This is a genomic window from Streptomyces sp. NPDC047000, from assembly GCF_040644295.1.
Classification (GTDB): Bacteria; Actinomycetota; Actinomycetes; order Streptomycetales; family Streptomycetaceae; genus Streptomyces.
In genome coordinates this window covers 142644-163990 of record NZ_JBEYWE010000001.1, presented here as the reverse complement: position 1 = coordinate 163990, position 21347 = coordinate 142644, and the positions used below count along the sequence as shown (strand labels likewise).

14 protein-coding genes are annotated in these 21347 nt (G+C 71.6%); 1 reads left to right on the top strand and 13 read right to left on the bottom strand.

The window, feature by feature from the left end; genetic code table 11:
- Window positions 1-104: 104 nt before the first annotated feature.
- Window positions 105-1070 (top strand): alpha/beta hydrolase, encoded by a 966-nt coding sequence (locus ABZ862_RS00710; protein WP_360949941.1) that lies wholly within the window; start codon window positions 105-107, stop codon window positions 1068-1070.
- Here the strand turns inward: ABZ862_RS00710 and fxsT (ABZ862_RS00705) are convergent.
- The 13 genes from fxsT (ABZ862_RS00705) to ABZ862_RS00645 all read right to left on the bottom strand — a co-directional run bounded on the left by fxsT (ABZ862_RS00705) (window position 1040) and on the right by ABZ862_RS00645 (window position 21253).
- Window positions 1040-4975 (bottom strand): FxSxx-COOH system tetratricopeptide repeat protein, encoded by a 3936-nt coding sequence (fxsT, locus tag ABZ862_RS00705; protein ID WP_360949938.1) that lies wholly within the window; start codon window positions 4973-4975, stop codon window positions 1040-1042. The genes ABZ862_RS00710 and fxsT (ABZ862_RS00705) overlap by 31 nt on opposite strands.
- A gap of 272 nt (window positions 4976-5247) precedes the next feature.
- Entirely contained in the window at window positions 5248-6060 is an 813-nt protein-coding gene (locus ABZ862_RS00700; RefSeq protein WP_360949935.1) for an AAC(3) family N-acetyltransferase, read from the bottom strand.
- Complete coding sequence (fxsB, locus tag ABZ862_RS00695; protein ID WP_360949932.1) at window positions 6053-8203, bottom strand: radical SAM/SPASM protein FxsB, inactivated metallohydrolase extension form; 2151 nt, start codon at window positions 8201-8203, stop codon at window positions 6053-6055. The genes ABZ862_RS00700 and fxsB overlap by 8 nt, the downstream gene beginning before the upstream one ends.
- A 183-nt stretch (window positions 8204-8386) precedes the next feature.
- Window positions 8387-8572 (bottom strand): hypothetical protein, encoded by a 186-nt coding sequence (locus tag ABZ862_RS00690; RefSeq protein WP_360949929.1) that lies wholly within the window; start codon window positions 8570-8572, stop codon window positions 8387-8389.
- 219 nt (window positions 8573-8791) lie between these two features.
- Window positions 8792-12658 (bottom strand): FxSxx-COOH system tetratricopeptide repeat protein, encoded by a 3867-nt coding sequence (gene fxsT, locus ABZ862_RS00685; RefSeq protein ID WP_360949926.1) that lies wholly within the window; start codon window positions 12656-12658, stop codon window positions 8792-8794.
- Window positions 12659-12668: 10 nt separating this feature from the next.
- The gene (locus ABZ862_RS00680; RefSeq protein ID WP_360949923.1) at window positions 12669-13955 is read right to left on the bottom strand and encodes a TIR-like protein FxsC; all 1287 of its coding nucleotides are present in this window, start codon (window positions 13953-13955) and stop codon (window positions 12669-12671) included.
- Between the two features lie 35 nt (window positions 13956-13990).
- Window positions 13991-14857, bottom strand: coding sequence for a macro domain-containing protein (locus ABZ862_RS00675; RefSeq protein ID WP_360949920.1), 867 nt, complete (start codon window positions 14855-14857; stop codon window positions 13991-13993).
- 5 nt (window positions 14858-14862) lie between these two features.
- Complete coding sequence (locus ABZ862_RS00670) at window positions 14863-15609, bottom strand: toll/interleukin-1 receptor domain-containing protein (protein ID WP_360949917.1); 747 nt, start codon at window positions 15607-15609, stop codon at window positions 14863-14865.
- 178 nt (window positions 15610-15787) lie between these two features.
- Window positions 15788-16579 carry a phosphatase PAP2 family protein gene (locus ABZ862_RS00665; protein ID WP_360949914.1) on the bottom strand — a complete coding sequence of 264 codons (792 nt, stop codon included), beginning with the start codon at window positions 16577-16579 and terminating at the stop codon, window positions 15788-15790.
- A gap of 3 nt (window positions 16580-16582) precedes the next feature.
- Window positions 16583-17536, bottom strand: a complete 954-nt coding sequence (locus ABZ862_RS00660) for a YihY/virulence factor BrkB family protein (RefSeq protein ID WP_360949911.1) — start codon at window positions 17534-17536, stop codon at window positions 16583-16585.
- Window position 17537: 1 nt separating this feature from the next.
- Window positions 17538-19325: a diacylglycerol kinase family protein gene (locus ABZ862_RS00655; RefSeq protein WP_360949908.1), complete on the bottom strand. Its 1788-nt coding sequence runs from the start codon at window positions 19323-19325 to the stop codon at window positions 17538-17540.
- Window positions 19326-19478: 153 nt separating this feature from the next.
- Window positions 19479-20306: a ricin-type beta-trefoil lectin domain protein gene (locus ABZ862_RS00650; protein WP_360949905.1), complete on the bottom strand. Its 828-nt coding sequence runs from the start codon at window positions 20304-20306 to the stop codon at window positions 19479-19481.
- A 224-nt stretch (window positions 20307-20530) separates the two neighbouring features.
- The gene (locus ABZ862_RS00645) at window positions 20531-21253 is read right to left on the bottom strand and encodes a TetR/AcrR family transcriptional regulator C-terminal ligand-binding domain-containing protein (RefSeq protein ID WP_360949902.1); all 723 of its coding nucleotides are present in this window, start codon (window positions 21251-21253) and stop codon (window positions 20531-20533) included.
- Window positions 21254-21347: the final 94 nt, after the last annotated feature.

Here is a 21347-nt window from a genome sequence, read left to right as displayed (position 1 = left end):
GTGGTTGTCCGGCGTACAGCCCGAAAGCGACGGTGTCGGCTGGACGCGGGGGACAAGTTGCGGCAGCTTGGGACCTGGTCTGTGACAGGGAGAGAGGGCACAACGTGCGGGACTCGGCGTCGACGCTGGACCATGTCCGGACTGCGGACGGGAGACGGCTGCGGGTCGAGTGTTCGGGGGACCCGGGGGGACGGCCGGTGTTCCTGCTCCACGGCACACCCGGCAGCCGGGTCGGTCCGCGGCCACGCCCCATGTACCTGTACCAGCGCGGGGTGCTGCTGATCAGTTACGACCGCCCCGGTTACGGGGGGTCGGACCGGCTGCCCGGCCGCCGGGTCGTCGACGTCGTCCAGGACGTGGCCGCGGTGGCCGACGCTCTGGGCGTGGACCGCTTCGCGGTCGTCGGCCGTTCCGGCGGAGCCCCGCACGCGCTGGCCTGCGCGGCCCGGCTGCCGCACCGGGTGACCCGGGCCGCCGCCCTCGTCACCCTCGCACCGCGCGACGCGGAAGGTCTTGACTGGTTCGCGGGGATGGCACCCTCCAACGTCGACGAGTTCAGCACCGCCGTCGCCGACCCCGGGGGGTTCGAGGCCCGGCTCTTCCCACGGAGCGCCTCCATCCGCGCAGACCCCGCCCAACTGCTGGAGGAACTGCGCAAGGAGATGACCGGAGACGACCGAAGGATCGTCTCGGACAACGGCGTCCGCTCCATGCTGTTGCGCAACTACTGCGAGGCGCTGCGGACTTCGCCGTACGGCTGGATCGACGACTCGTTCGCCCTGACCGAACCCTGGGGGTTCGACCCCGCCTGCATCCAGGTGCCGGTGCTGCTGTGGCACGGCGCCCGTGACGCGTTCTCGCCGGTGGCCCACTCCTCCTGGCTCGCCGAGCGCATCCCGCACGTCACATCCGTGATCGAGCCGTCCTCGGCCCACTTCGGAGCCCTGCGCGCCTTGCCCGACGTCCTGAGCTGGTCGCTGGCCGACATCTCTCCCCGGGAGGCGGGCCTCCTGCACGAGGCCCGCGCCCCGAGGGCACCTCACACGGCCAGTGGTTCCAGGTCACGGTAGATCCGTCGCCCTTGCCGCGCAGTCCGGGTGATCGTGTTGTCGTCACCGAGCAACCGCCCCAGCCGGCCCAGGGTCTCCTCGCGCAGACGCACCGCCTCGGCACTGCCCAGTGAGCGCAGCGTCAGTGCCGAGTTGGCGAATGCGGTCAGGGTGTCCGGGTGGTGCTCGCCCAGCACCAGCGTCAGGCCGGCTGCGGCCTTCTCCTCCAGGTCGTACGCCTCCGTGAAACGGCCCTGGTCGGCCAGCACGTTGGCATGGTTGAGGCCCGCGATCAATGTGTGCGGATGGCCACTGCCGAGCATGTCGCTCAGACGCGGCAGAACCTTCTGGAACACCCTCTCCGCCTCGTCCAGGTCTCCGCAGCCCCAGTGGAAGATGCCGAGGTTGTTCAGCGCGCCCTGGGTGTACGGGTGGGCCTCGCCGGGGACCTTCATGTACCCGGCCAACGCCTCCCGCGCGACCTCCCGGGCCCGCTCGCGCTCATCGACGGCGTACAGATCGGACGCGAGATTGAGGTCGCAGGCCAGCCAGTCGGGATTCGGCGACGTGAACTGGTCCTGGTACACCTCCAGGGTCGCGGTCGTCAGCCGCAGCGCGTCCTTCACCTGCCCCGCTCTGCGCAACGAGACCGCGAGCGACTTGGCACAGCTCAGGGTGGGCGGGAAGCTCTTCCCCATGATCCGCTTGTACTCCTCGTACACATGGGAGAGAAGCGCCAGGGACTCCTGGTAGCGGCCGGTCTCCCGCAGGTCGCGGCCGAGGCTCGCGGCTGAACCGAGGGTGTGGGGATGTTCGGGTCCGAGGACGTCGACGCGGACGTCGTAGACCTCCTGGTCGGTCGTCCGGGCGTCGTCGTAACGGCCCACCATGCGCAGGGCGAGCGCGAGGTTGTTGGCCGCGTTGAGGGTTCGCTGGTGCGAGTCGTTGAAGATCTCGCGGAATCCCCGGTGCGCTGCACTGGCCATGTCCACCGCCGACCGGTACTCGCCCAGCGCGGCAAGGTCGCTCGACAGTCCGGACGCGGTGATGTAGGTGTGCGGATGGCTGGAACCGAGGACCTGGCGCTGGCGTTCCAGCAGTTTCTCGTCGATCTCCCGGGCCTCCTGGTAACGCCCCTGGGCCCGCAGCACGTTGGCGAGCTGACAGCGCAGGTAGAGGTACTGCACGTCGTCCTCGCCCAACCGCTGCCGCCAGCGCTCCAGCACGTCCTCGGCCAGTTGGCGGGCGCCGGAAAGATCCCCGCGCCGCCAGAGGTAACGCACCCGGTCGATCAGCAGCCTTCTGGGTTCCGGATCCGCGCAGTCCTGGATGCCCGAGGCGAGCAGATGCGGCCAGATGGGGTCGAAGAGCGGCCAGGTCGCCGGGTCGTCGGTGGGCTCGTCGTCATTGGGCCGGGCGTTCGCGAGGACGGTGTGCACGACGTGCCGGGCCTCTTCCTGCTCCGCCGGGGAGAGCTGGGAGCGGATCACGGCCTGGACCAGCCGGTGGATCTGGATGCTGTTGCTGATCTGGTCGACCTTGGCGAGGGCGAACCGGCCGATCTCCCGGACGACCCGGCCCAGGAGCAGACTCTCCTGGAGCGTCGGATCCCACTTCCTCAGCTCCTCCAGCATCGTTCTGCTGTAGAGCACGTGCGACGAGATGGGTTCCGGCGCCATGACGGCGCACAACTGGAGGAGCCGCACCGACGCCGGTGACCGTTCACTGAGCCGTGCGATGGAGATGTTCCAGGTGGCGGCGACCGGCTCCGGATAGAACGTGGGGTGGTTGAGCCCCAGCACGACGGTGGTCTGCTCGGTCAGCTGCCGCAGATACTCGTCGGTGGGGGTGGCCGTCTCCGCGAGCCAGGCCGCCGCCTGTTCGACGGCCAGCGGCAGATCGCCCACCGCGTCCGCCACCCGGTCCGCCTCGTCCGCGCTCAGACCGGGAGCCAGCCGGGTGAGGTGCTCGACGCTCTCCTGGCGGGGGAACACGTCGACGGGCAGGGAGGCACCCTGCTGTGCCCACGCCTGGTTGCGGGAGGTGACCAGAATGTGTCCGCTGCCGCCGGCCGGGAAATACTCCTTGATCGTTTCGGGGTCGTCCGCGTTGTCGAAGACCAGCAGCCATCGGTTGGTCGGCGCGTCGGTGGCCAGCATCTGCACGACCTCGGCACTGGCCAGCGCCATGTCCTCGCCGCCGGTCACACCGATCCGCCCGCCGAGCTCGGCGAGGGAGGCGAGGATGCGGTCCTGCTGTTCCGCGGAGATCCACCACACCAGGTCGTAGTCGGCGACGAAGCGGTGCACGTACTCCAGGACGATCTGTGTCTTGCCCACACCACCGAGGCCGAAGAGCGTCTGGGGCCGGGGCAGCACGATGGAGATGCCGTCGCCGAGCTGCGTGCGCAGCTGTTCGAGGACGGCGGCCCGGCCGGTGAAGACGGTGTTACGGCTGGGGGCGTTGAAGATCTTCGGCCTCCTCCCCGGGAAACGCGGTCTCACCACGCCGTCCGAGAACTGGTCGGCCGTCAGGTTCAGCGCGTCGAGGATCCCGCGGAGGCACTCAGGCTCGTCCATGTGGTTCAGGTCCACCTGGGCGCGCTCCGGATCGGAGCCGGGCATCTGCGCACGGTCGACCCTGAGCCGGATCACTCCCGAGGGCGGCAGGCCCGGAGCGGAGTCGGTGAGGACCCGCCACGCGGCACGTCCGTAGCGGGCCCTCAGGAAGGCTCCCGACGTCAGGACCAGAACGGGCGTCGCCGCGTCCGGGCGCTCCGGAACCCCGATGGACACATCGTGCAAGGTCACCCGCGAGCGGTACGGCGCGAGGATCCCCTCCAGCCACTCCGCCCACATGCGGTCCTCGCCCGCGTACACGACGAGTACGTCCTCGGCGAGGGGCGCCGGGCGGCGCCGGGTGTAGGCGGCCAGACAGCGCAGCCGCACCGGCTCGGGCAGCGGCGGCAGCCGGGTCACCTCTCCGTCGGAGACGACCGCGGTGAGCCGTTCGAAGGCGGACAGCAGCGAGTGCGAGACGCCGCTCGGGTCGCCGATCGCCGCGAGGGTCTCCTCGTAGGCGTAGTACGCGCGGTACGGGATCTCGACTGCGCCCCAGTACTCGTTGAGCTGCTCCGGGTCGAGCGGCTCACCGTCCTTGCCTCGGGGCAGTCCGTCGAATTTCAGCCGGGCCAGCGCGCGTCCCGCGTCGACCTTCTCCTTCTCGGCGGCCCCGTCGACCCGCATCGGCACGGGGAGCACCCGGATGCGGCGATCGCGGTAGCCGGCCGCGACGGTGCGGGCCACGGCAGCACCGCCCTCCATCGCCTGGTCGCTGAGCGTGAAGCAGTCGACGAGGACGTCGGGCATCTGGATGGTGCAGATGTCCGCGCTGTCGGACAGGCCGGTGCGGCTGTCGATGAGGGTGTAGTCGTACGACTCCTTCATGTCCTCGCGCAGCGCGTCCAGGAAGATCCCGCCGCCCAGCCGGTCGTAGAAGTTGTCCCATTCGAAGGAGGACACGGTGGCCGAGTACGCGCGGTTCTGCTGCCCGGCGGACAGGAAGTCGAGCGCGCCCCCCTCGGGGAAGGACAGTCCGAGGCGCTCCGGATCGACAGAGACCGCGTGCAGACCGGCACGCGCGTACTGCCGGTGCCAAGGGCCGGAGCGAGCGGCTCCGTTGGCTGCCGCCCAGGAGTACTCGGTGATCATGTCGATCACCCCGGTGGTGGCCGCGAGCGTGCTGGGGTCCAGGAACGGGTGGAAGAAGCGGTCGAGCCCGGGGGCTTCGAGGTCCCAGTCGACGGCCAGCACGCGTGCGCCGTTGGCGGCGAGGATCCACGCGGTGTTCGCGAGGGCCATCGTGCGGCCGGTACCGCCCTTGTAAGAGTAGAACGTGAAGATACGTCCACTCCGACGCGCCGTCATGTCTTTCCTCCGTTGTCGGCCCCTGGCACATGATGCAGGGTTTCGGCAGGCCCGATGGGACGTGGCCGCGGTGGGTCGTGCGGGACGGACCCGTCCGGCTGCTGCCCGTGGGCGGCCGGCATCCGCGGCGGCGAGTGCGGCCCCGGCACGGCAGGTCGAGGCGGCCCGGGCGGATGCGGGGACCGTATGCGTCGCCCGGATCCTGTGTCTCCACACGCCCCCCTGCCAGTCAAAGGCCCCCAGGTGTCACCGACGGCGTCGTGCGGCCGGAATCAGCGCTGCGCTCGCCCCGGCTTCCCGGCGGACCGCCGCTCGCTCACGGATCTTCGCCCGGATCCGGACATCTGACGCCGAGCGGCATCCACAGTGTCCCGCATCTCAACGAGAGTAGCCGTCTTTCCGCCGAATTCCCCCTCTGCCACAAGGCCGTCCGGCAGCAGTGCCCCGATCGCGGCGAAGTCGCTGTCGTCGAGCACGATGTCCTCGTACGAGATCCATTCGCCGTGGCCCGCAGCGCAGCGGTAGGTACGCGTCGGCGGTGGCGGCGTCATGCGGTATTCGGCGAGGTGAAGGGCACTGCATGCCTCGAACCCCACGCGGAACAGCAGGATCTGGGCCCTCGCCGCGTACAGCCGTGCCAGCGGGGACCGTTCCCCGAGGTGGCAGGACGGATCGTGACCGGCGAGCAGGTCACGGGCCCGGGGGCCGATCGCGGCGAACGAGGTGTGCGGATGGGCGCTGCGGACCGCGCCGGGTGTCGTGCGCACGCAGTCGGCCAGCGCGCCGACCGCCGGGCAGGGGGTGACGGCCGGGTCGAACGCCGGCATGGCCGCCCGGTAGCGCGCCTTCTCGTCCTCGGTCAGCCCGGCGGTGAGTGCTCGGTGGCGCTCGGAGGTGTCGGAGTTCTCCGGGGTGAAGGCCGGCATGATGAGCGTGCCCTTCGGGCCGAGGACGTCCAGGAGGGCGTCGCGGACCGCGGCAGGAGACAGACCGGTACCGCTCAGAGAGGCGTGGACCAGCAGAACACCGCCGGGCCGGACACCCAGCGTGTGCAGGAACCCGACGAGGCCGGTGCCGTCAGTCACGAGGAGTTGCCCACTCTCTGCGTAACTCTTCCATCAAGTAGACCCCGTTCTCCGTGAGTTCACGCTCGGGAAGTCCGGACAGCTGGTTCAGGACGTGTCCGGCCAGGGCATGTGCCCGCCGGGCTCCGGGAGACTGCCGGGTGGCGATGCCGACGTACGCGCTCGCCAGCTCGAGCAGTCGCCCCGCCGGGCTGCCCGGCAGATGCAGGTCGACGACCTCGCGCAGGGCCGTGAGTCTCGCCCTGCGGCCGAGGCCGGGCAGCGCCCGCACGAACTCCTCGGGGTCGACGTCCGTCGCCACCCCCAGGGCGCCGCTGCCGCAAGACCCCAGGCGCGGTCCGAAGCCGGCCGAGAGCGGGGTGATCGTCGTGGTGGCGGGGGCATTGACACCTTCCCACCAGGCGGGTTCACGCTCGTCGAGGAGACGGTACGCCGCCCGCAGCCGCTCGCGGAACGCGTCGAGGGGTCCGGGGCCGAGGGGCGGTGTGACGGGTACGGAGAAGCAGTCGCGGAACGGGTCGGCATCGTCGATCAGCACCTGCGGACCGTGTCCGAGGGCCAGCGATGCCAGCGGCCGCCATCCTCGCGCGGTACGGGAGACGTCGTCGCACCCGATCACCGCTCGGTCCCCGACGCGTACCCGGAAGCCGTGCGGTCCGGTCCGGAACTCCACCGCCCCGGGGCGGGGCAGCCGTAGGGTGCCCAGGGTCGGCAGGTGGATCTCCGGGCTCGGCTCCTCCCAGCGCAGAGTCGCTTCGGCGCCGGCCCGCAGCACCGCGGCCGCGCCGGCCGCCATGAGGCGCGGCAGATCGGCCGTGCCGTCCCAGGAGCTGAGCAGCGAAGGCCGCAGATAGGGATGGGAGATGACCGCGTCGAGATGCACGGCGGCGGCCTCATCGAGGTCCAGGCGGACCAGAAGGCGCCATGCCTCGTCCCAGTCGGCACGGCCGGCGAGCTTGGTGTTCGCCCCCGCGAGCAGGGTGCGGTCCAGCCGGAGCCGGGCCCGTCCGAGTTCGCCGGCACTCGTCACCGCGGGCGCAAGTGCGCGCTCGGTGATCCGTTCGGCGACACCGCCGATCAGGGCGAGCAGGTCCGCGCAGTACACCGACGGGTTGTCGAATCCCCGCTCCGAGCTGTAGCGATGTGCGTACAGCCCACCGCCGCACGAAGCGACGGCACGACAGCTCCGGCAGATCTCGCTGACTTCGGCCGGGCGCGTACCGGCCTCCGTGCGTTCGGTGAATTCCCTCAAGCCGTGCCGGAACACGTCGTAGCCGGTGGCGGGCGCGCCGTCGTAAGCGATCTTGAGTGAATCGGGCCGCTCGATCGTGCCGTCGGTCTCGACGACCGCGATACCGCCCGGAGCGAGTCCCAGGGCCTCGGTCAGCGCGGGTCCGCCGCGCAGTGTGCTGAGGACGGAGTCGAAGATCCGTACGGGTACGGGGCGTCCCTGTCCGTCCCACCGGTCGAAGACCTTGAGAAGCCAGTCCGCGTAGGGCGTGGCCGTTCCCGGGCGCCCGGGAGGCGGAGGCACATCCCAGGTGGCATGGGGCAGGAGGTAGTCGATCCGTGGCGGGTCGAGGGCGGTCAGCGCGTCATGGACGCGTACCGGGTCGTTGGCCACGTCGACCGTGCACAACAGCCCCTGGAAGAGGTGCCGGTACTCGGGGAGGCGGAGCAGTCCGAGCCCTCGCAGCACCCGTGTGTGGCTGCTGCGGCCCCGGTGGTCGAGCCGGTGCCGGTCGTTCGCGGCACGGTCGCCGTCCAGGGAGAGGCCCACCTTGACGTCGTATTCTCTGAACACCTCCAGAAGAGCGCGGTTCAGCCGGACGCCGTTGGTGTGGATGTGCAGGTCCAGATCGGTCGACCGGGCCAGTGCACGGGTGAACTGCGCGCAGATCGACCGCAGACGGGCCGGGCCGGCGAGCAGCGGCTCGCCTCCGTGCAGGATGACGACGAGGGACGTGATCCGTTCCTCGGTCACGTACTCGGAGAGCCGGAGGGCGACCTGGCGGACGGTCTCCTCGGCGATCAGCGGGGGCATCCTCCGCCAACTCTGGTCCGCGTGCCGGTAGACGTAGCAGTGATCGCACGCGAGGTCGCATCTGCTGTGGACCTTCAGCACGACTTCCCGGACGGTCACGTCCGTCACCTCTCACCGGCCGTGTCGCGCGACCGTATGACGACGCGGCTGGTGCTATGACCGGAAAGGTTCACCGAGAAGCTCTCGGCGTACGGGGCCGGGGCCCCTCCCCCCGCGAGCGGGGCCGAGCACGGTGGAGCCGTGGCGGGCGTCACGACGGGGCGGACGTCGCCTGTTGCGGCACTAGACGGCCGAGTTGAAGGTGCAGCGCTTCGCGGCGTCGGCATCCCCTTCCTGGGCCGGGGTCGCCCGCCGCACGGCTTCGGCGACCCCGGACGCCCGAATGCGGATCTCGGCGAGTGGTGTTCTCCCGGGGTCCGGGATCTCCGTGGGTGAGTTGTCTGCGGGTTTCCTGTCCGGAATCTTCATCTGCGTCGGCTTCACCTTGGTTCAAGGCCGCCCTCCGCCACACCGGGGACGGCGGGAGTCCGGGGCTGGTGTGGACACGGTGTGCCCAGACGTTCCGCCTAGCATGCCACTGCCATCTTCGCAGGCCCGGTGCGCGACGGGCAATGCATACCGCAACACCCTGTGGGGCGACGGTGCTTTCGCGTCACCCCGTGCCGGGGGACCGCCGGTCGGCGTGCCTCAGGCGGGCAGCAGGAACTCCAGGTCCCGGTCGACGCGTTGCCAGCTCCGCACCGCCGCCGTCCATGGGTGGGTGCCGCCCAGCCTCCGGTCGAACTCCGTCACCACCCTGTTCCGCAGGTGCCGGGCTTCATCACCGCGGCCCGTCGAGCGCAGGGTGACCGCCAGGCAGAGGTCGGCGAGCAGGGTGTCCGGGTGCTTCTCCCCCAGACGGACGCCCAGTTCGGTCCGGGCGGACCGCGCCATGCTCTCCGCGGCGGTGAACTCCTCCAGGTCACCGAGGGCGTTGGCCATCGTCAGCCGTCCGCACAGGGTGTAGGGGTGGGTGTCACCGAGGTGTCGGCCGAAGGACCGGACGGTCCGGGTGGCCGCCGCCAGTGCTTCGTCGGTCTCTCCCGCGGTACGCAGCCACGCCGCGAGGTTGTGGTCGCAGACGGCGTTGTCGGGGTGGTCGGGGCCGCGCAGCCGGGTGACGGCGTGCTGAAGACGGCTGACCGTGATGCGCGCGGCGGCCAGATCACCCGCCCCGGCCGTCAGAGCCGCCAGGTTGACACCGCACGCCAGCCAGTCCGGATCGCCCTTGTCCCGTCCTGTCGTGTAGCCGTTCTCGGCGTCCGCGGCGAGGGCGTCGGCCTCCTCGTGCTGTCCGACGCGGCGCAGGGACACCGACAGGCTGACGGCCGCGCGCAGCGCGCCATCGGGGTCCAGGTCCCGCAGCCGCTCCAGGGCGGGGCGCAGGATGCGCACGGATTCGCTGTAGTCACCCGACTCCCGAAGGTCCCGGGCCAGGGACAGCGCCGACGCCAGAGCCGTCGGATGAGCGTCTCCGAGTACGCCGCACTGCCCCTCCCAGGTGGTCCGGCTCCGTTCCCGCGCGGCCGCGTACTCGCCCACCAGCCGCAGTGACCGGGCGAGAACACCGGCGGCCGACAGTGTCTGCGGGTGCGACTCGCCGAACTGCTTGCCGTATCCGGCGGACACCTCGCGCGCGAGTTCCAGCGCCTCGGTGAACCGGCCGAGCGCCTGCAGGTCCTCCGCCAGGCCCGCGGCGGTGATCAGGGTGTGCCGGTGTCCGGACGGCAGCAGTTCCCGCTGCCGGGCCAGAGTGCGGGAGTCCAGGTCGCAGGCCTCGTCGTAGGCTCCCAGGCCACGCAGAACGGCCGCCTGCAGACTGTGCAGTTGCAGCGCCTGCCGGTGATTCCCTTCCCCGTCGGCGGCGGCCCAGTTCCGGTCGAGCCGGCGGCCCAGTTCGAGGGCCCGTTCCGGCATGCCGTACCGCGCGGTCCGGTCCATCCGTTCCAGCAGGACGGCACGGACGTCGCTGTCGGCGGACCGGTCGGCGCCCGCGTGGTCGAGATGGGGCCACAGTTGCTCGAAGGCCGGCTCCGGCCCCGCGCCGGAGCCGTCGCGCCAGGAGGCGGAGGCGGCCAGCAGCCGGTGTGCCGCACGGCGGGTCTCTTCCGCCTCGCTCGTGGGCAGAGCGGTCAGCACCAGACGTTGCACGACCCGGTGCACCTTCAGCGTCCGGCCGGCCTGATCGACCTCCGCCAGTCCCAGCCGGCCTATTTCCTGAACCTCCCGGTGAACCGACAGCGGCTCGTGCAGAGCGGCGTCGTGCGGGTGCAGCAGACGTACCACGGTGCCGGTCTGCACCAGGGACAGCGGCAACGGCAGCGGCGCGAGATGGCTGCACAGAACGAGCAGCCGCAGCGCCACGGGGTCGCTTTCGGCGAGGGCTGCCAGGGCCACCCCGGTGGCGGCGGCGACCGCCCGGGGGATCCGGTCGTCGTCGAGGCTCGCGGCCGGGGCGGCGCTCCAGTCGGTCAGCCGGCGCAGGTACCGGTCCGCCGACGGGAACCGGTCGAGCCACGATCCGGCCTGGGCGACGGCCAGTGGCTGGTCGCCCGCGGCCGCCGCCGTCCGGTCCGCGTCCGCGGCGGAGAGCGTCCGTGCTCTGCGCCGCAGCAGCTCGATGCTCTGTTCACGGGTGAACCCGTCGACCCACACGGGATCCATGACCTCGCTCCACGCATGGTCCCGGGAGGTCACCACGACATGTCCGTGCGGGCCGGTGGGCAGCAGCCCCGACAAGGTCGGTGGTCCACCGGCGTTGTCGTACACCAGGAGCCACCGGCCGTGCGGTCGCCCCGCGTCCAGCGCGTCCAGAGCCCGGCGCGCGGCCGTGGGCACTTTGTCGCCGTTGCGCAGCCCCAGCCGTTGCGCGAGCTGCGCCAGCGAGAGCAGGGCCGCCTCCCGGCTCTGCGCGCGCACCCACCACACCAGGTCGTAAGCGGCCTGGAAGCGGTGGGCGTACTCCACCGCGAGCTGCGTGCGCCCGATCGCGACGAGACCGTTGCGGGGAAGGACCACCGCACGTCGGCGGCTGACCTCGAGCGTGTCGTAGAGCTGGTCCAGCAACCGGTCGCGGCCCACGAAGAACTGAGGACGCGCGGGCACCTGCCACACCGCGGGTGTGAGGCGCGGAAACCGCGGGCGGGCCGGTTCCAGCGCACGCCCGGCCGACTCGCCGGACAGACCGAGACCACGCAGCAGCGTCTCCGCGGTACGCGGCTCGTCGAGAGAGGCCAGGTCGACAAGATCGTCGTCGCCGAACGGGGGTTCGAGCATGACGGACTCGACCGCCACGGGAATGAGCTGCCCCGGGGAACCCGGGCCCGGTGCACCCGAGTTCTCCCACAGCGGCCGGGACTGCGGCGAGCGCAGGAAGGCCGACGACAACAGTGCCAGGGTGCGCGGGGCTCCGCCGGAGGCGCTGGGCCCGGCGCCGGTACCCGGGGCGATCACCTCGAAGCCGGAGCGGGTGAGGATCCAGCCGATCCAGTCGGCCCACATCCGGTCCTGCGGGACGTACCACAGCCGCAGCGGTGTGGCGATGGGCGACAACGGCCTTACGTAGGAGGCCAGATGGCGCCTGCGCAGTTCGTCGTCGAGCGGCGGCAGACGCTGTACGCGGCCGTCGGTGATCCGACCCGTCAGCCGTTCGAACGCGGCCAGCAGAGTATCCGGTTCGCCCAGCGGGTCACCGAACGCGGCGAGGATCTCCTCGTAGGCGTACTCCGACCGGTGCGGGACCTCCATGCCGGTCCGGTGGTCGGCCGGCATGTCCTGGAAGTTGACACGGACGAGCTCACGGGCCGCCGCCAGGCGGGTGTCCCGGCCGTCGACGACCCGCATCGCGACGGGCAGCATGCGCAGAGGCCGGGGATGGACCTCCCGGAGTATGGAGCGGGCCATGCGCGCCGCGCCCTCGATGCTCTGCGAACTCATGGTGAAGCAGTTGACCAGGACGTCCGGCAGATCGATGGTGCACAGGCCGACCAGATCGTTCACGCCGCAGCGGCAGTCGATGAGCGTGAAGTCATAGTTGCTCTTCATGTCATGGCGCAGCGCCTCCAGGAATCTCGCTCCCTCGAACCGTTCGGCGAACTCCCGCCAGTCGAAGTCCATCAGGTGCGTCAGGTACTCCCCGTCCTGCCGCCCCGCGGGCATGTAGTCCAGGCTCCCTCCGCCGGGGAACGTCCACTCCACGGAGACCGCGTGCGGCAGGACCCGGGCAAGGCGGTGCCTCAGGTCGGCCGCCGACTCGGTGCCCGGTCCGGTGCGCCATTCCGTGGCGTAGCCCCAGAACAGGTTGAGCACGCCCGTGGTGGCGGCGGAGGTCGCTGCGTCGAGGAACGGGTGAAAGTAACGGTGCAGCCCGGGAGCCTCCACGTCCCAGTCGGCGGCCAGTACGTGGTAGCCGTTGGAGGCAAGGATCCAGGCGACGTTGGCCACGGCCATGGTCCGACCGGTGCCGCCCTTCTGGGAGTAGAAGGTGACGATCTGCCCGTCACGGCCGGGAGTCATCGCGCGTCTCCTAGGTGGGCTCGGACTCGGAGACGGGGTCCAGCAGCCGCGGCCTGGGCACATGGGGGCCGTCGGGCGGGTACACGGGGGCCACATGGCGCAGGAACTGGGCCGCGGCCCATTGGATCACCGTCGGGAGGATGTCGGAGAAGGCCGCCAGCGACGGCACCCCGCCCGTCGCGGTGCGGGAGACGCTGCGGCCCCGCTGCAGCGTCCGCGGCAAGGTGGTCTCCAGCATGGTCCGCAGCCTGGGCTCGGCGGAACTGTTGTCCGGGTCGGAGCGGTTCCAGGGCACGATGACCACCACCCACGGCTGCGCCGCCGCGTCCAGCCGGGCGAGCAGGTCACGCTGTTCCGGGTCGGTCAGCGCCCAGCGGTCGAGGAGCATCACCGTCGGCGCCGACGGGCGTTCCTCGGCGAGCAGGGTCCCGGCCGCCTCGGCGAGCGGCTCGACCGTGGTGAGGTAGTCGAGTTCGCGGACCTGTTCGGCGGCGAACTCCGCGAGCGGCCGGGCGGCCTCCGCTTCGCTCTCCCGGTAGGGATTCCAGTCGGTCGGCGAGGCCCCGTACCAGCGTTCCGAACGTCCTGGCGGCAGTGCACGTGTGCTGGGCGCGGCCACCACGATGCGCAGCCGGCGCAGCACCGGCGGAGATCCGAAGGCGTTGGGCAGGTCGGTGAAGTCAAGGGGTTCGCCTCGGGGGACCGGGTCCCCCTGGCCCGTGCTGACGATCGACTGCGCCAGCAGCAGGACGGCCCGCTCGTAGTCGGCCCGGTACCTGCGCAGCTTCATCAGGGCGTACAGACCTTCTGAGGCGTACCGTACGCCGAAACGCTGGTGGTCGTGGTAGAGGCTCTTCACGGCGGGGGGCAGCCGTTCGGTGTGCGTGGGTACCCAGAGCGCGGGCACTATCGCCGGTGGGGCCTGATCCCGCGGGGCGGGATCAGGTGATGCCCGGCCCTGCGTCTGCCGTGCGGTGAAAGCATGCCATTCACGCCCGCAGTGACCGCTGGCGAAGTAACGCGGCGAGTACATCGGTACGAACACCCGGCAGGCGGACAGCGCGGCCGCCGGACTCAGGTTCACGCCTTCTCCCAACCGTACGGCGCGGTCCATGAAGCCGGCCGACTCGCCCTCCGGAAGGTCCGTCAGCATCAGTATGTGCGTGCAGAGGTCCCGGTAGAACCGGCGCACCCACATGTCCGGGTCAGGACCGTCGGTGGCACGGCGCGGTGTGTGCGAGTAGCTGAGGAAGAAGTACGGGACATGTGAGTCCGTCCGCTCCGCGTCCTGGCTCACACCAAGCCCCTCCCCCTCGCCCACGCGTCCGGCGGTCACATCGTCCGCAGGAACGCGGCCAGCTCGAGCATGTCGACGCGCACATAATCCTCCGGAAGGACCACGATCGTCAGCTCTTTGCAGACAACCGAACGGCGTGACCTGGTCACGAACGAGAGCAGGATCAGCTTGATCAGGCTCGCGTGATCCATGCTGTCGATACGGGCCAGGCCTGAACCGATCACGGGCATGGCCACCGCCTCTCGGCGGGCGTGCAGATGAACGGCCTGCCACAGCTCGGCGAGGCTGCTCCAGATCTGGTCGGGCCCCGAGTCCACCGTCAGGTCGTTGCCCATCGTGCCGTAGGCGCTGAGGAAGTAGCGTCTTTCCGGCGAGCCGAGGACGGCGACCGTACCGGGCGGGTAGCGGGCCAGTTTGCCGGCCCGCTTCGCCGCCCTCTCCTCCACCCGGACCGGCGGCGTCCCCGCGAGCGCGGCGCCCAGGTCGTCATCGAGCCGTGCCGTCTCGCCCTCGTACACACGGTGCAGGAACTGGCCCTGCACGCTGCCGTGGACGATCAGCAGATCGTCCTGGCAGTCGGTGTCGAACACGTCGTTGCTGCCGATGACGAGATGACCCGGCTGCGCGAAGAGGTCCCCGACCGCGATGGTCACCCGGAATCCCGGGCGCAGGAATTCATGGCTCGTCCGGGTCCGCGGCCACGACCGCACGACGCCGCCGGCAGCCGACAGGCCGACGACGGTGAGGAACGCGGCAGCGCGGGGCAGGGAGCTGTCGGGCCAGAACGTCAGATAGAGCTGGACGGCTCCCGACAGCAGGCCGAACTGGACGGCGCAGGCTCGGCCCGCCGTGGACAGGCCGAGCCTGGTACCGAGGAGTGTCCTGACCTGGTGCCTGATCATCCGGTTCATATCGGCCCTTCGCTGCCCGCGGTCCCGGCCGGGGCGGGCACGGGCCGCGCGCCTTCTTCGTAGACGCCGGTGAATCTGGGCCTCTTCCTGGGCGGGCTGCTCTGCTCGTCACGCAGGGCCTCCACGGCGTGTTCCAGATCGGTGATCCTGCTGATCTGCTCCCGCACGAGTGACGTCAGGTCCTCCAGGATCTGCTCCGTGGACCGGCGCGGCCGTGTCTGCTCGGGGGTGTCCGTGGTGAGGTCGATCGCGGTGAGCGCGTCGCGCAACTCGGGCCACACCTTGCGGAAGAGGCTGTCGACCCTGGTGTTGTCGGGGTGACGGCTGGCCGACTCGCGCAGAACGGTGTTGATGGTCCTGACCATGTTCAGCACGTCTTCCTCGTCGTGCGCCCGGGTCGACTGGAACTGGCGCAGCGGACTGCCCGCCGCTTCCAGGTCGTCGTGGCTGCCCTCCAGAAGGAACGGCACGAGCTGGCCCTTGCGCTCGTCGACCTCCTTGGACAGGGCCCCCGACTCGAAGGTGATCCAGGGTGCGTCGAGGTTCGCCCGCGTGACACAGGCGATCCCGAAGGAACTCTCGTCCAGTTGCTTCTTGATCTCGTCCAGGCCCCGGGCGCCCTTCCTGATGCTCTCCGAGGACACGAACGGCTCGATCTCGTCACTGAAGTAGCGAAGCCACGAGGCGAGCCGTTCGGCGCACCTCCGGGACGGTAATCCGGACCAGCTCAGAAAAATCTTCATGCGACGCCCCCGATGCGCACCCACCGTACGTGCGGTCCCGACACAACCCAACTGCCCATCAAACGGGGCAAGTAGCCGTCCGGGACGATACGGACCCGCTGGGGGCAGGCCGGAACAGGACCGTGCGCCTCGGTGTCCTGCGGTCCCGGAGGGGCGGTGTGTGCCGGCAGGTGCGTGTTCAGCGTGGGTCGGGTTCGGGGACGGCCTCGGTGAGTTCGGGTTCCAGGCCCTCGCTGAGCGGGGGGCGGGCGCGGCCGGTGTCGGCGCGCCAGGCCTGGAAGGGCCAGGCGGTGAGGGCGACGACGGTCAGGCCGAGCAGCCAGCCGCCCAGGACGTCGCTGAACCAGTGCACGCCGAGGGCGACCCGGGTGAAACCCACGCCGAGGACGGAGAGGACGGCGACGCACCAGCCGGCGATCCGCCAGGCCCGCGGCAGGAGCGGCGCGAGGACCAGCATGAGGATGGCGAAGGACGTCGTCGCCGTCATGGCGTGGCCGGAGGGGAAGGAGTAGCCGGGGGCGTGGGCGACGGGGTCCTGGAGTGCGGGTCTGGCCCGTTCCGTCACGGTCTTGACCAGCAGTCCGATCAGGCCCCCGGCCACGGCGGTCACCGCCGCCCAGGCCGCCAGGCGCCACGCCCTGCGGTACAGGAGCCAGAGCGTCAGCACCGCGACGGCCGCGCGCAGCGTCACGGGGTCCCAGACCCGGTCGGACAGCAGGCGCAGCGCGGCGGTCCACCCGTGGTGGCGGACGGCGACGGCGTGCAGGTCGTGGGCGGCGGAGGTGTCCAGCCGCAGCAGGGGCCGCCACTGCCCCACGACCAGGGTCAGGAGCAGGCCGAAGGCGAGGGCGGCCAGGCCGGCGAGGGCGGTCGAGGTCAGCAGCCGCGCGCCGTAGCGGCGGTCCGCCTGGCGGCGACGGCCCTCCCGAAGACGGCCGGGGGTGGTGCGGGTGGTGCGGGTGGTGCGCATGGTTCAGACTCCGGGGTCGGCTCGGACCGGGCCGGGGCGGCGGCCCCGCGCCGCCTCCAGCTGTGCGGCGAACGCGAGGCCGAGGAAGAGGGCGACGGAGGTCAGGTAGGCCCACAGCAGCAGGGACATGAAGGCGCTCAGGGGGCCGTAGACGGTGTCGAAGGAACCGCTGATGTCCAGGTAGAGGCTGAGCAGCCAGGTGAGGGTCATCCACAGCACCAGGTAGACGGCCGAGCCGAAGGCCAGCCAGGTGTAGCCGGGCTGCCGGCGGCGCGGCGAGCGGCGGAAGACGACGCTCGCGGAGATGAGCGCGAGCAGCAGGCCGAAGGGCCAGCGCAGGAGGTCCCAGGCGGTGCGGGCGCTGCCGTCGAGGTGGTAGACGCTCACCGCGGCCGCGGCGAGGTCGTCACCGGCCACCATGACGACGAAGCCGAGCCCGAGGGGGAACCCGGCGGCGAGGGACATCAGCAGGCCGCGCAGGTACTTGAGGTGGAAGGGGCGGTCGCGTTCGTTGCCGTAGATCCGGTTGGCGCCCCGCTCGATCTGGCACATCGCGGTGGTGACGTTGACCAGGGAGAAGACGGCGCCGAACCACAGGGCCACGGCGGCGCCGTCCCCCGCCTTGCGGCGGCTGCGGTCGAGCGCGTCGTCGACGACACCGGCGCTGGGGCCCCGGGCGATCCGGTGGATCGTCAGCTCGGCCAGCCTGCCCACGTTCTCGGTGTGCACGACGGTCGACAGGCCGACGAAGGCGATGGCCAGCGGGACGACCGCCAGCACCGTCTGCAGGGCGAGGGCGCGGGAGTGGCTGAAGCCGTCGGCGTACCGGAAGCGGAGGAAGGCGTCCCGCAGCAGGGACCAGCCTCCGTAGCGGCGCAGTGACGCCCAGGCCTCGTCGCCGGACAGCTCCTCCCCGCTCATGTCCCGGGTCTCGGGGACCTTGGTGGCGGTGCCCATGTCACTGCTCCCGGGCGGGCAGCAGCACGGTCAGGGCTCCCGGCCGGACGTCCACGGTCATGTGCCGTCCGGTGCCCACCGGGTCGCCGTCCAGTTCGCGGGGCTGGGGGGTGTCGAAGGTGAGCTCGGCGTGGCGGAAGGTGAGGAACTCCGCGGGTGCGCCGCCCTCTTCCCCGGCGCGGGCAGCGTCCGGCGTGTCCGGCGTGTCCGGCGTGTCCGGCTTGGTCTTCGGGCGCAGGAGCGTGCGTACGACGGCCAGCCAGCCGCGCACGCCCCGGGGGTCCAGGATCAGCAGGTCCAGCCGTCCGTCGTCGGGCCGGGCCGCCGGGAGCAGGGTCAGGCCGCCCTGGACGGTGCCGATGTTGCCGATCAGCACCATACGGGCGTTGCGGCGCAGGGCGGGCGCGCCGTCGAGGCGGACGCTCACCCCGGTGCGCGGGAAGCCCAGCACCCGGAACCCGGCGAGGACGTAGGTGGCCCAGCCGAGGACGGCCTTGGTCCGGTCGTAGGAGTTGGCCCGTCCCATCATCGCGGCGTCGAGACCGGCGCCGGACATGGCGGCGAAGTGCGTGGGGGCCAGGCCGTCGGCCTCGATCCGGCCGAGGTCGACGCGCGTGGCCGTGCCGCGCAGCGCGGCGTCGAGGGCGTCGGCGGGGGTGAGCGGCAGGCCGAGGTTGCGGGCGAGGAGGTTGCCGGTGCCGCAGGGCACCAGAGCGAGGGGTACGTCGCTGCCCGCCAGGGCGTCGGCGGCGGCGCGGATCGTGCCGTCCCCGCCGCAGACGGCCACGAGTGCGGCGCCGTCCCGGACCGCACCGGCCGCCTGGCCGTGGCCCGGGTCCTCGGCGGTGGTCTCGACGAACTCCGGTGCCCGGTGCCCGTGTCGCTCCAGTACGCGGCGCAGGGCGTCGCGGTCGGCCTGGCCGGTGACGGTGGGGTTGCAGATCACGACGGTGCGGCCGGCGGGGGCGGGGGTGGTGGAGGGAGCGGGGGTACCGGGCCGGTCGCGGTCTGCGGGGGCGCCGGAGTCCGTGGAGGCGGCGGGGGCGGTGACGCGTCCCTCCGTGAGCAGGGCACGCCCGACGATCAGGAGGGACAGGCTCCCGTTGGCGAGGCCGCCCAGGACGTCGGTGGGGTGGTGCATGCCGCGGTAGAGACGGGCGAGGCCCACCAGGAGGGGCAGGACGCAGAGCAGGCAGCCCACGACGGTCCGCCAGGGGCCGCGCAGCCGGGTCACGGCCAGGACCGCGAGTCCGCCGTAGAGCGCGGTGGCCGCGCCGGTGTGTCCGGAGGTGTAGCTGGAGGTGGGCAGGGAGCCGTCGAGGCGGTGGACCTCGGGCCGGTGCCGGTCGACCGCCGAGGTGATGACGAGGAAGACCAGTGACTGGAGCGACACGGCGACGGCGAGGAAGGCGGCCTGCCGCCACATCGGCAGCCGGGGCAGCAGGATCAGCCCGAGGCAGCTCAGCAGGGTGACGGCGATCACCGTGAGGGTGTTGCCGGCCTCCGAGGCGATCGAGGACAGGGTGGTGAGGGTGCCCGTGCGGATCCGCTCGAAGCCTTCGTTCACCCGGTCCTCGGCGGTGAGCGGCCAGATGTCACGGGCGGGTCCGGTGATCAGCCGTCCGGCGCCCACCAGGAGGGCTGCCTGGCAGACGGTCAGCGCGGCGATCCATCTGGCGGACCAGCCGATCCCGCGCGGCACGGCGCGGCCGCTCCGGCCGGTGGCCCCGGCCGCGTCGTGCCCTGCTCCTGGCAGTTCGGCGGGTCTCTCCGGCACGGCGGTCGACATCGGTTACCCCTCCCGGTCCGGCTCAGCACCTGGCGAAGAGGTGCACCGGGGCGGTGGCCCCGGCGCACCTCCGTATGCCCGCTCATCGGAGGAACAGACCGGGTGGTCCGGTGCCGGGACGGTTCACCGTCCCGGCACCGGGACGGCGGACCGTCAGCCGAGCACCGTCTGGGTGACGACGATGTGCCCGGCGTCGGGGTCGAGGACACCGCCGAGCCTGCTGAACGCGCCGTCGGTCAGGTCGAGGCACTTGGGTTCCTGCTGGGTCTGCACGAAGGTGCCGCGGTCGTTGATCCGGACGGTGAGGGAACGCCCGTTGGCGACGTTGGTCACCAGCACCCTGGTCCCGAAGGGGAGCTGGGGCTGACGGGAGAGGGAGGTGGCGGCGGTGTCGGCGTTGCCGTCGTAGACCTCGCCGCTGGACGTGTAGGCGCCGGCGGGGATCGGGCCGTAGTGCGTGGCCCAGCACTGCTCGCCGGTGCTGCCGCTGTCGGCCGGGGCGGTCCACTTCTGGTTGGCGGCGCCGGTGCAGGTCCAGAGCTGGGTCCGGGTGCCGTTGGCGGACGAGTTGTCGGCCACGTCCAGGCACTTGTCGGCCTGGGGGTTGACGATGTCGTGGGCGGCGGTGACGGTCCACTTCTGGGCGCCCGTGCCGTTGCAGGTCCAGAGCTGCACCTTGGTGCCGTCCGTGGTCCCGCTGCCGCTGACGTCGAGACACTTGCCGAGCGCCCGGACGGTCCCGTCCGAACCGACGTTCCACTTCTGGGCGTCGGTGCCGTTGCAGTCGTAGAGCTGGACGGCCGTGCCGTCGGCGGTACCGGACGCGGCGACGTCGAGACACTTGCCGGCGAGCCCGGTGATCTGCCCGGTACCGGCGGCCATGGCCGAGGAGGTACCGAGCGGACTGACGGTGAGCGCCACGAGAGCGACCACGGGCGCACCGCGCAGGGCGGCGCGGGTGAGGGGAGTGCGAGAGGCCATGAGTGGGGGGTGCCTTTCATACCGGGGTGCGCGCACAGGGGCGACCTCAGCTGCGGCCACCCCAACGGCACGCAGGCAAGCGGAACTTGCCGGTCCGTAAGCTAGAGGTCTACACCACTCACGTCAAGACGTGAGCATGCCAGAAAGGGGTCGGATGCCGCACGGGGGCCTGGCGCCGCACGGGAACCTGATGCCGGACAGGGGCCTGATGCCGGGCGGGGGCGTCAGGCTTGACGCGGCTCCGCCGCCCGGTCGGCCCCGCGATCCCGTTCCGGCGTACCGGCGGCGACGCCGTACAGCAGGTTGTCCACCAGTTGGGTCGCGAAGTCCTCGGTGAGGGGCTCGTTGGGGAGCAGCAGGCGGTGGTAACAGGCGCCCCAGAGCTGGTCGACCAGTATGCGCGGGTCGACGCCGGGACGCAGCTGGCCGCGGGCCTGGGCGCGCCGCATGGCCGCCACCGCGAGGTCGCGCCGGGGGCCGGAGTAGTGCTCCAGGAGGGCGGCGGACAGGTCGGGGTCGGTCTGTGCCTGGCCGACGAGTTCGGCCACGACCCGGCCGGCCGGTGTCCCGGTGAGCAGCCGGACGAACGCCCTCACCTGGGCCGTCAGATCGGCCCCGATGTCGCCGGTGTCGGGGAAGGCGAGGGCGGACTCGACGGCGTGGAAGTAGCCCTCGAGCGCGAGCGTGCCGCGGGAGGGCCACCACTTGTAGATGGTCGTCTTGCTGACGGCGGCCTCCTGCGCGACGCGCTCGATGGTGAAGGCGGCCATGCCGTCCCGCAGGAGCAGGGCCCCGGCGGCGGTGAGCACATCGGCGCGCACCTCGTCCGCGGGCCGCCGCCCCCGTCCCCGCCCCGGTCCCCGCCCCGGTCGGCGGCCTCGGCCGTGCGGCGCGGGGGTGTCCGGCACGCTCTCCCCGTCCGGGCCGTCCGCCACCTGCTCCTGCATCGTGTCGCCTCCTGACCGCGTGCCGCCGGGCACTCACTGTGACATATGGACGTCGCGTCCACCATCTGATTATATGGACGCAGCGTTCATTACT

Excerpts from the sequence above, each read along its gene's own strand:
- fxsT (WP_360949926.1), bottom strand. The coding sequence starts at position 12,658 with ATGACTCCCGGCCGTGACGGGCAGATCGTCACCTTCTACTCCCAGAAG.
- fxsT (WP_360949938.1), bottom strand. The coding sequence starts at position 4,975 with ATGACGGCGCGTCGGAGTGGACGTATCTTCACGTTCTACTCTTACAAG.
- ABZ862_RS00655 (WP_360949908.1), bottom strand. The coding sequence starts at position 19,325 with ATGTCGACCGCCGTGCCGGAGAGACCCGCCGAACTGCCAGGAGCAGGG.
- ABZ862_RS00665 (WP_360949914.1), bottom strand. The coding sequence starts at position 16,579 with ATGCGCACCACCCGCACCACCCGCACCACCCCCGGCCGTCTTCGGGAG.
- ABZ862_RS00690 (WP_360949929.1), bottom strand. The coding sequence starts at position 8,572 with ATGAAGATTCCGGACAGGAAACCCGCAGACAACTCACCCACGGAGATC.
- ABZ862_RS00650 (WP_360949905.1), bottom strand. The coding sequence starts at position 20,306 with ATGGCCTCTCGCACTCCCCTCACCCGCGCCGCCCTGCGCGGTGCGCCC.
- ABZ862_RS00660 (WP_360949911.1), bottom strand. The coding sequence starts at position 17,536 with ATGGGCACCGCCACCAAGGTCCCCGAGACCCGGGACATGAGCGGGGAG.
- ABZ862_RS00670 (WP_360949917.1), bottom strand. The coding sequence starts at position 15,609 with ATGAAGATTTTTCTGAGCTGGTCCGGATTACCGTCCCGGAGGTGCGCC.
- ABZ862_RS00645 (WP_360949902.1), bottom strand. The coding sequence starts at position 21,253 with ATGCAGGAGCAGGTGGCGGACGGCCCGGACGGGGAGAGCGTGCCGGAC.
- ABZ862_RS00675 (WP_360949920.1), bottom strand. The coding sequence starts at position 14,857 with ATGATCAGGCACCAGGTCAGGACACTCCTCGGTACCAGGCTCGGCCTG.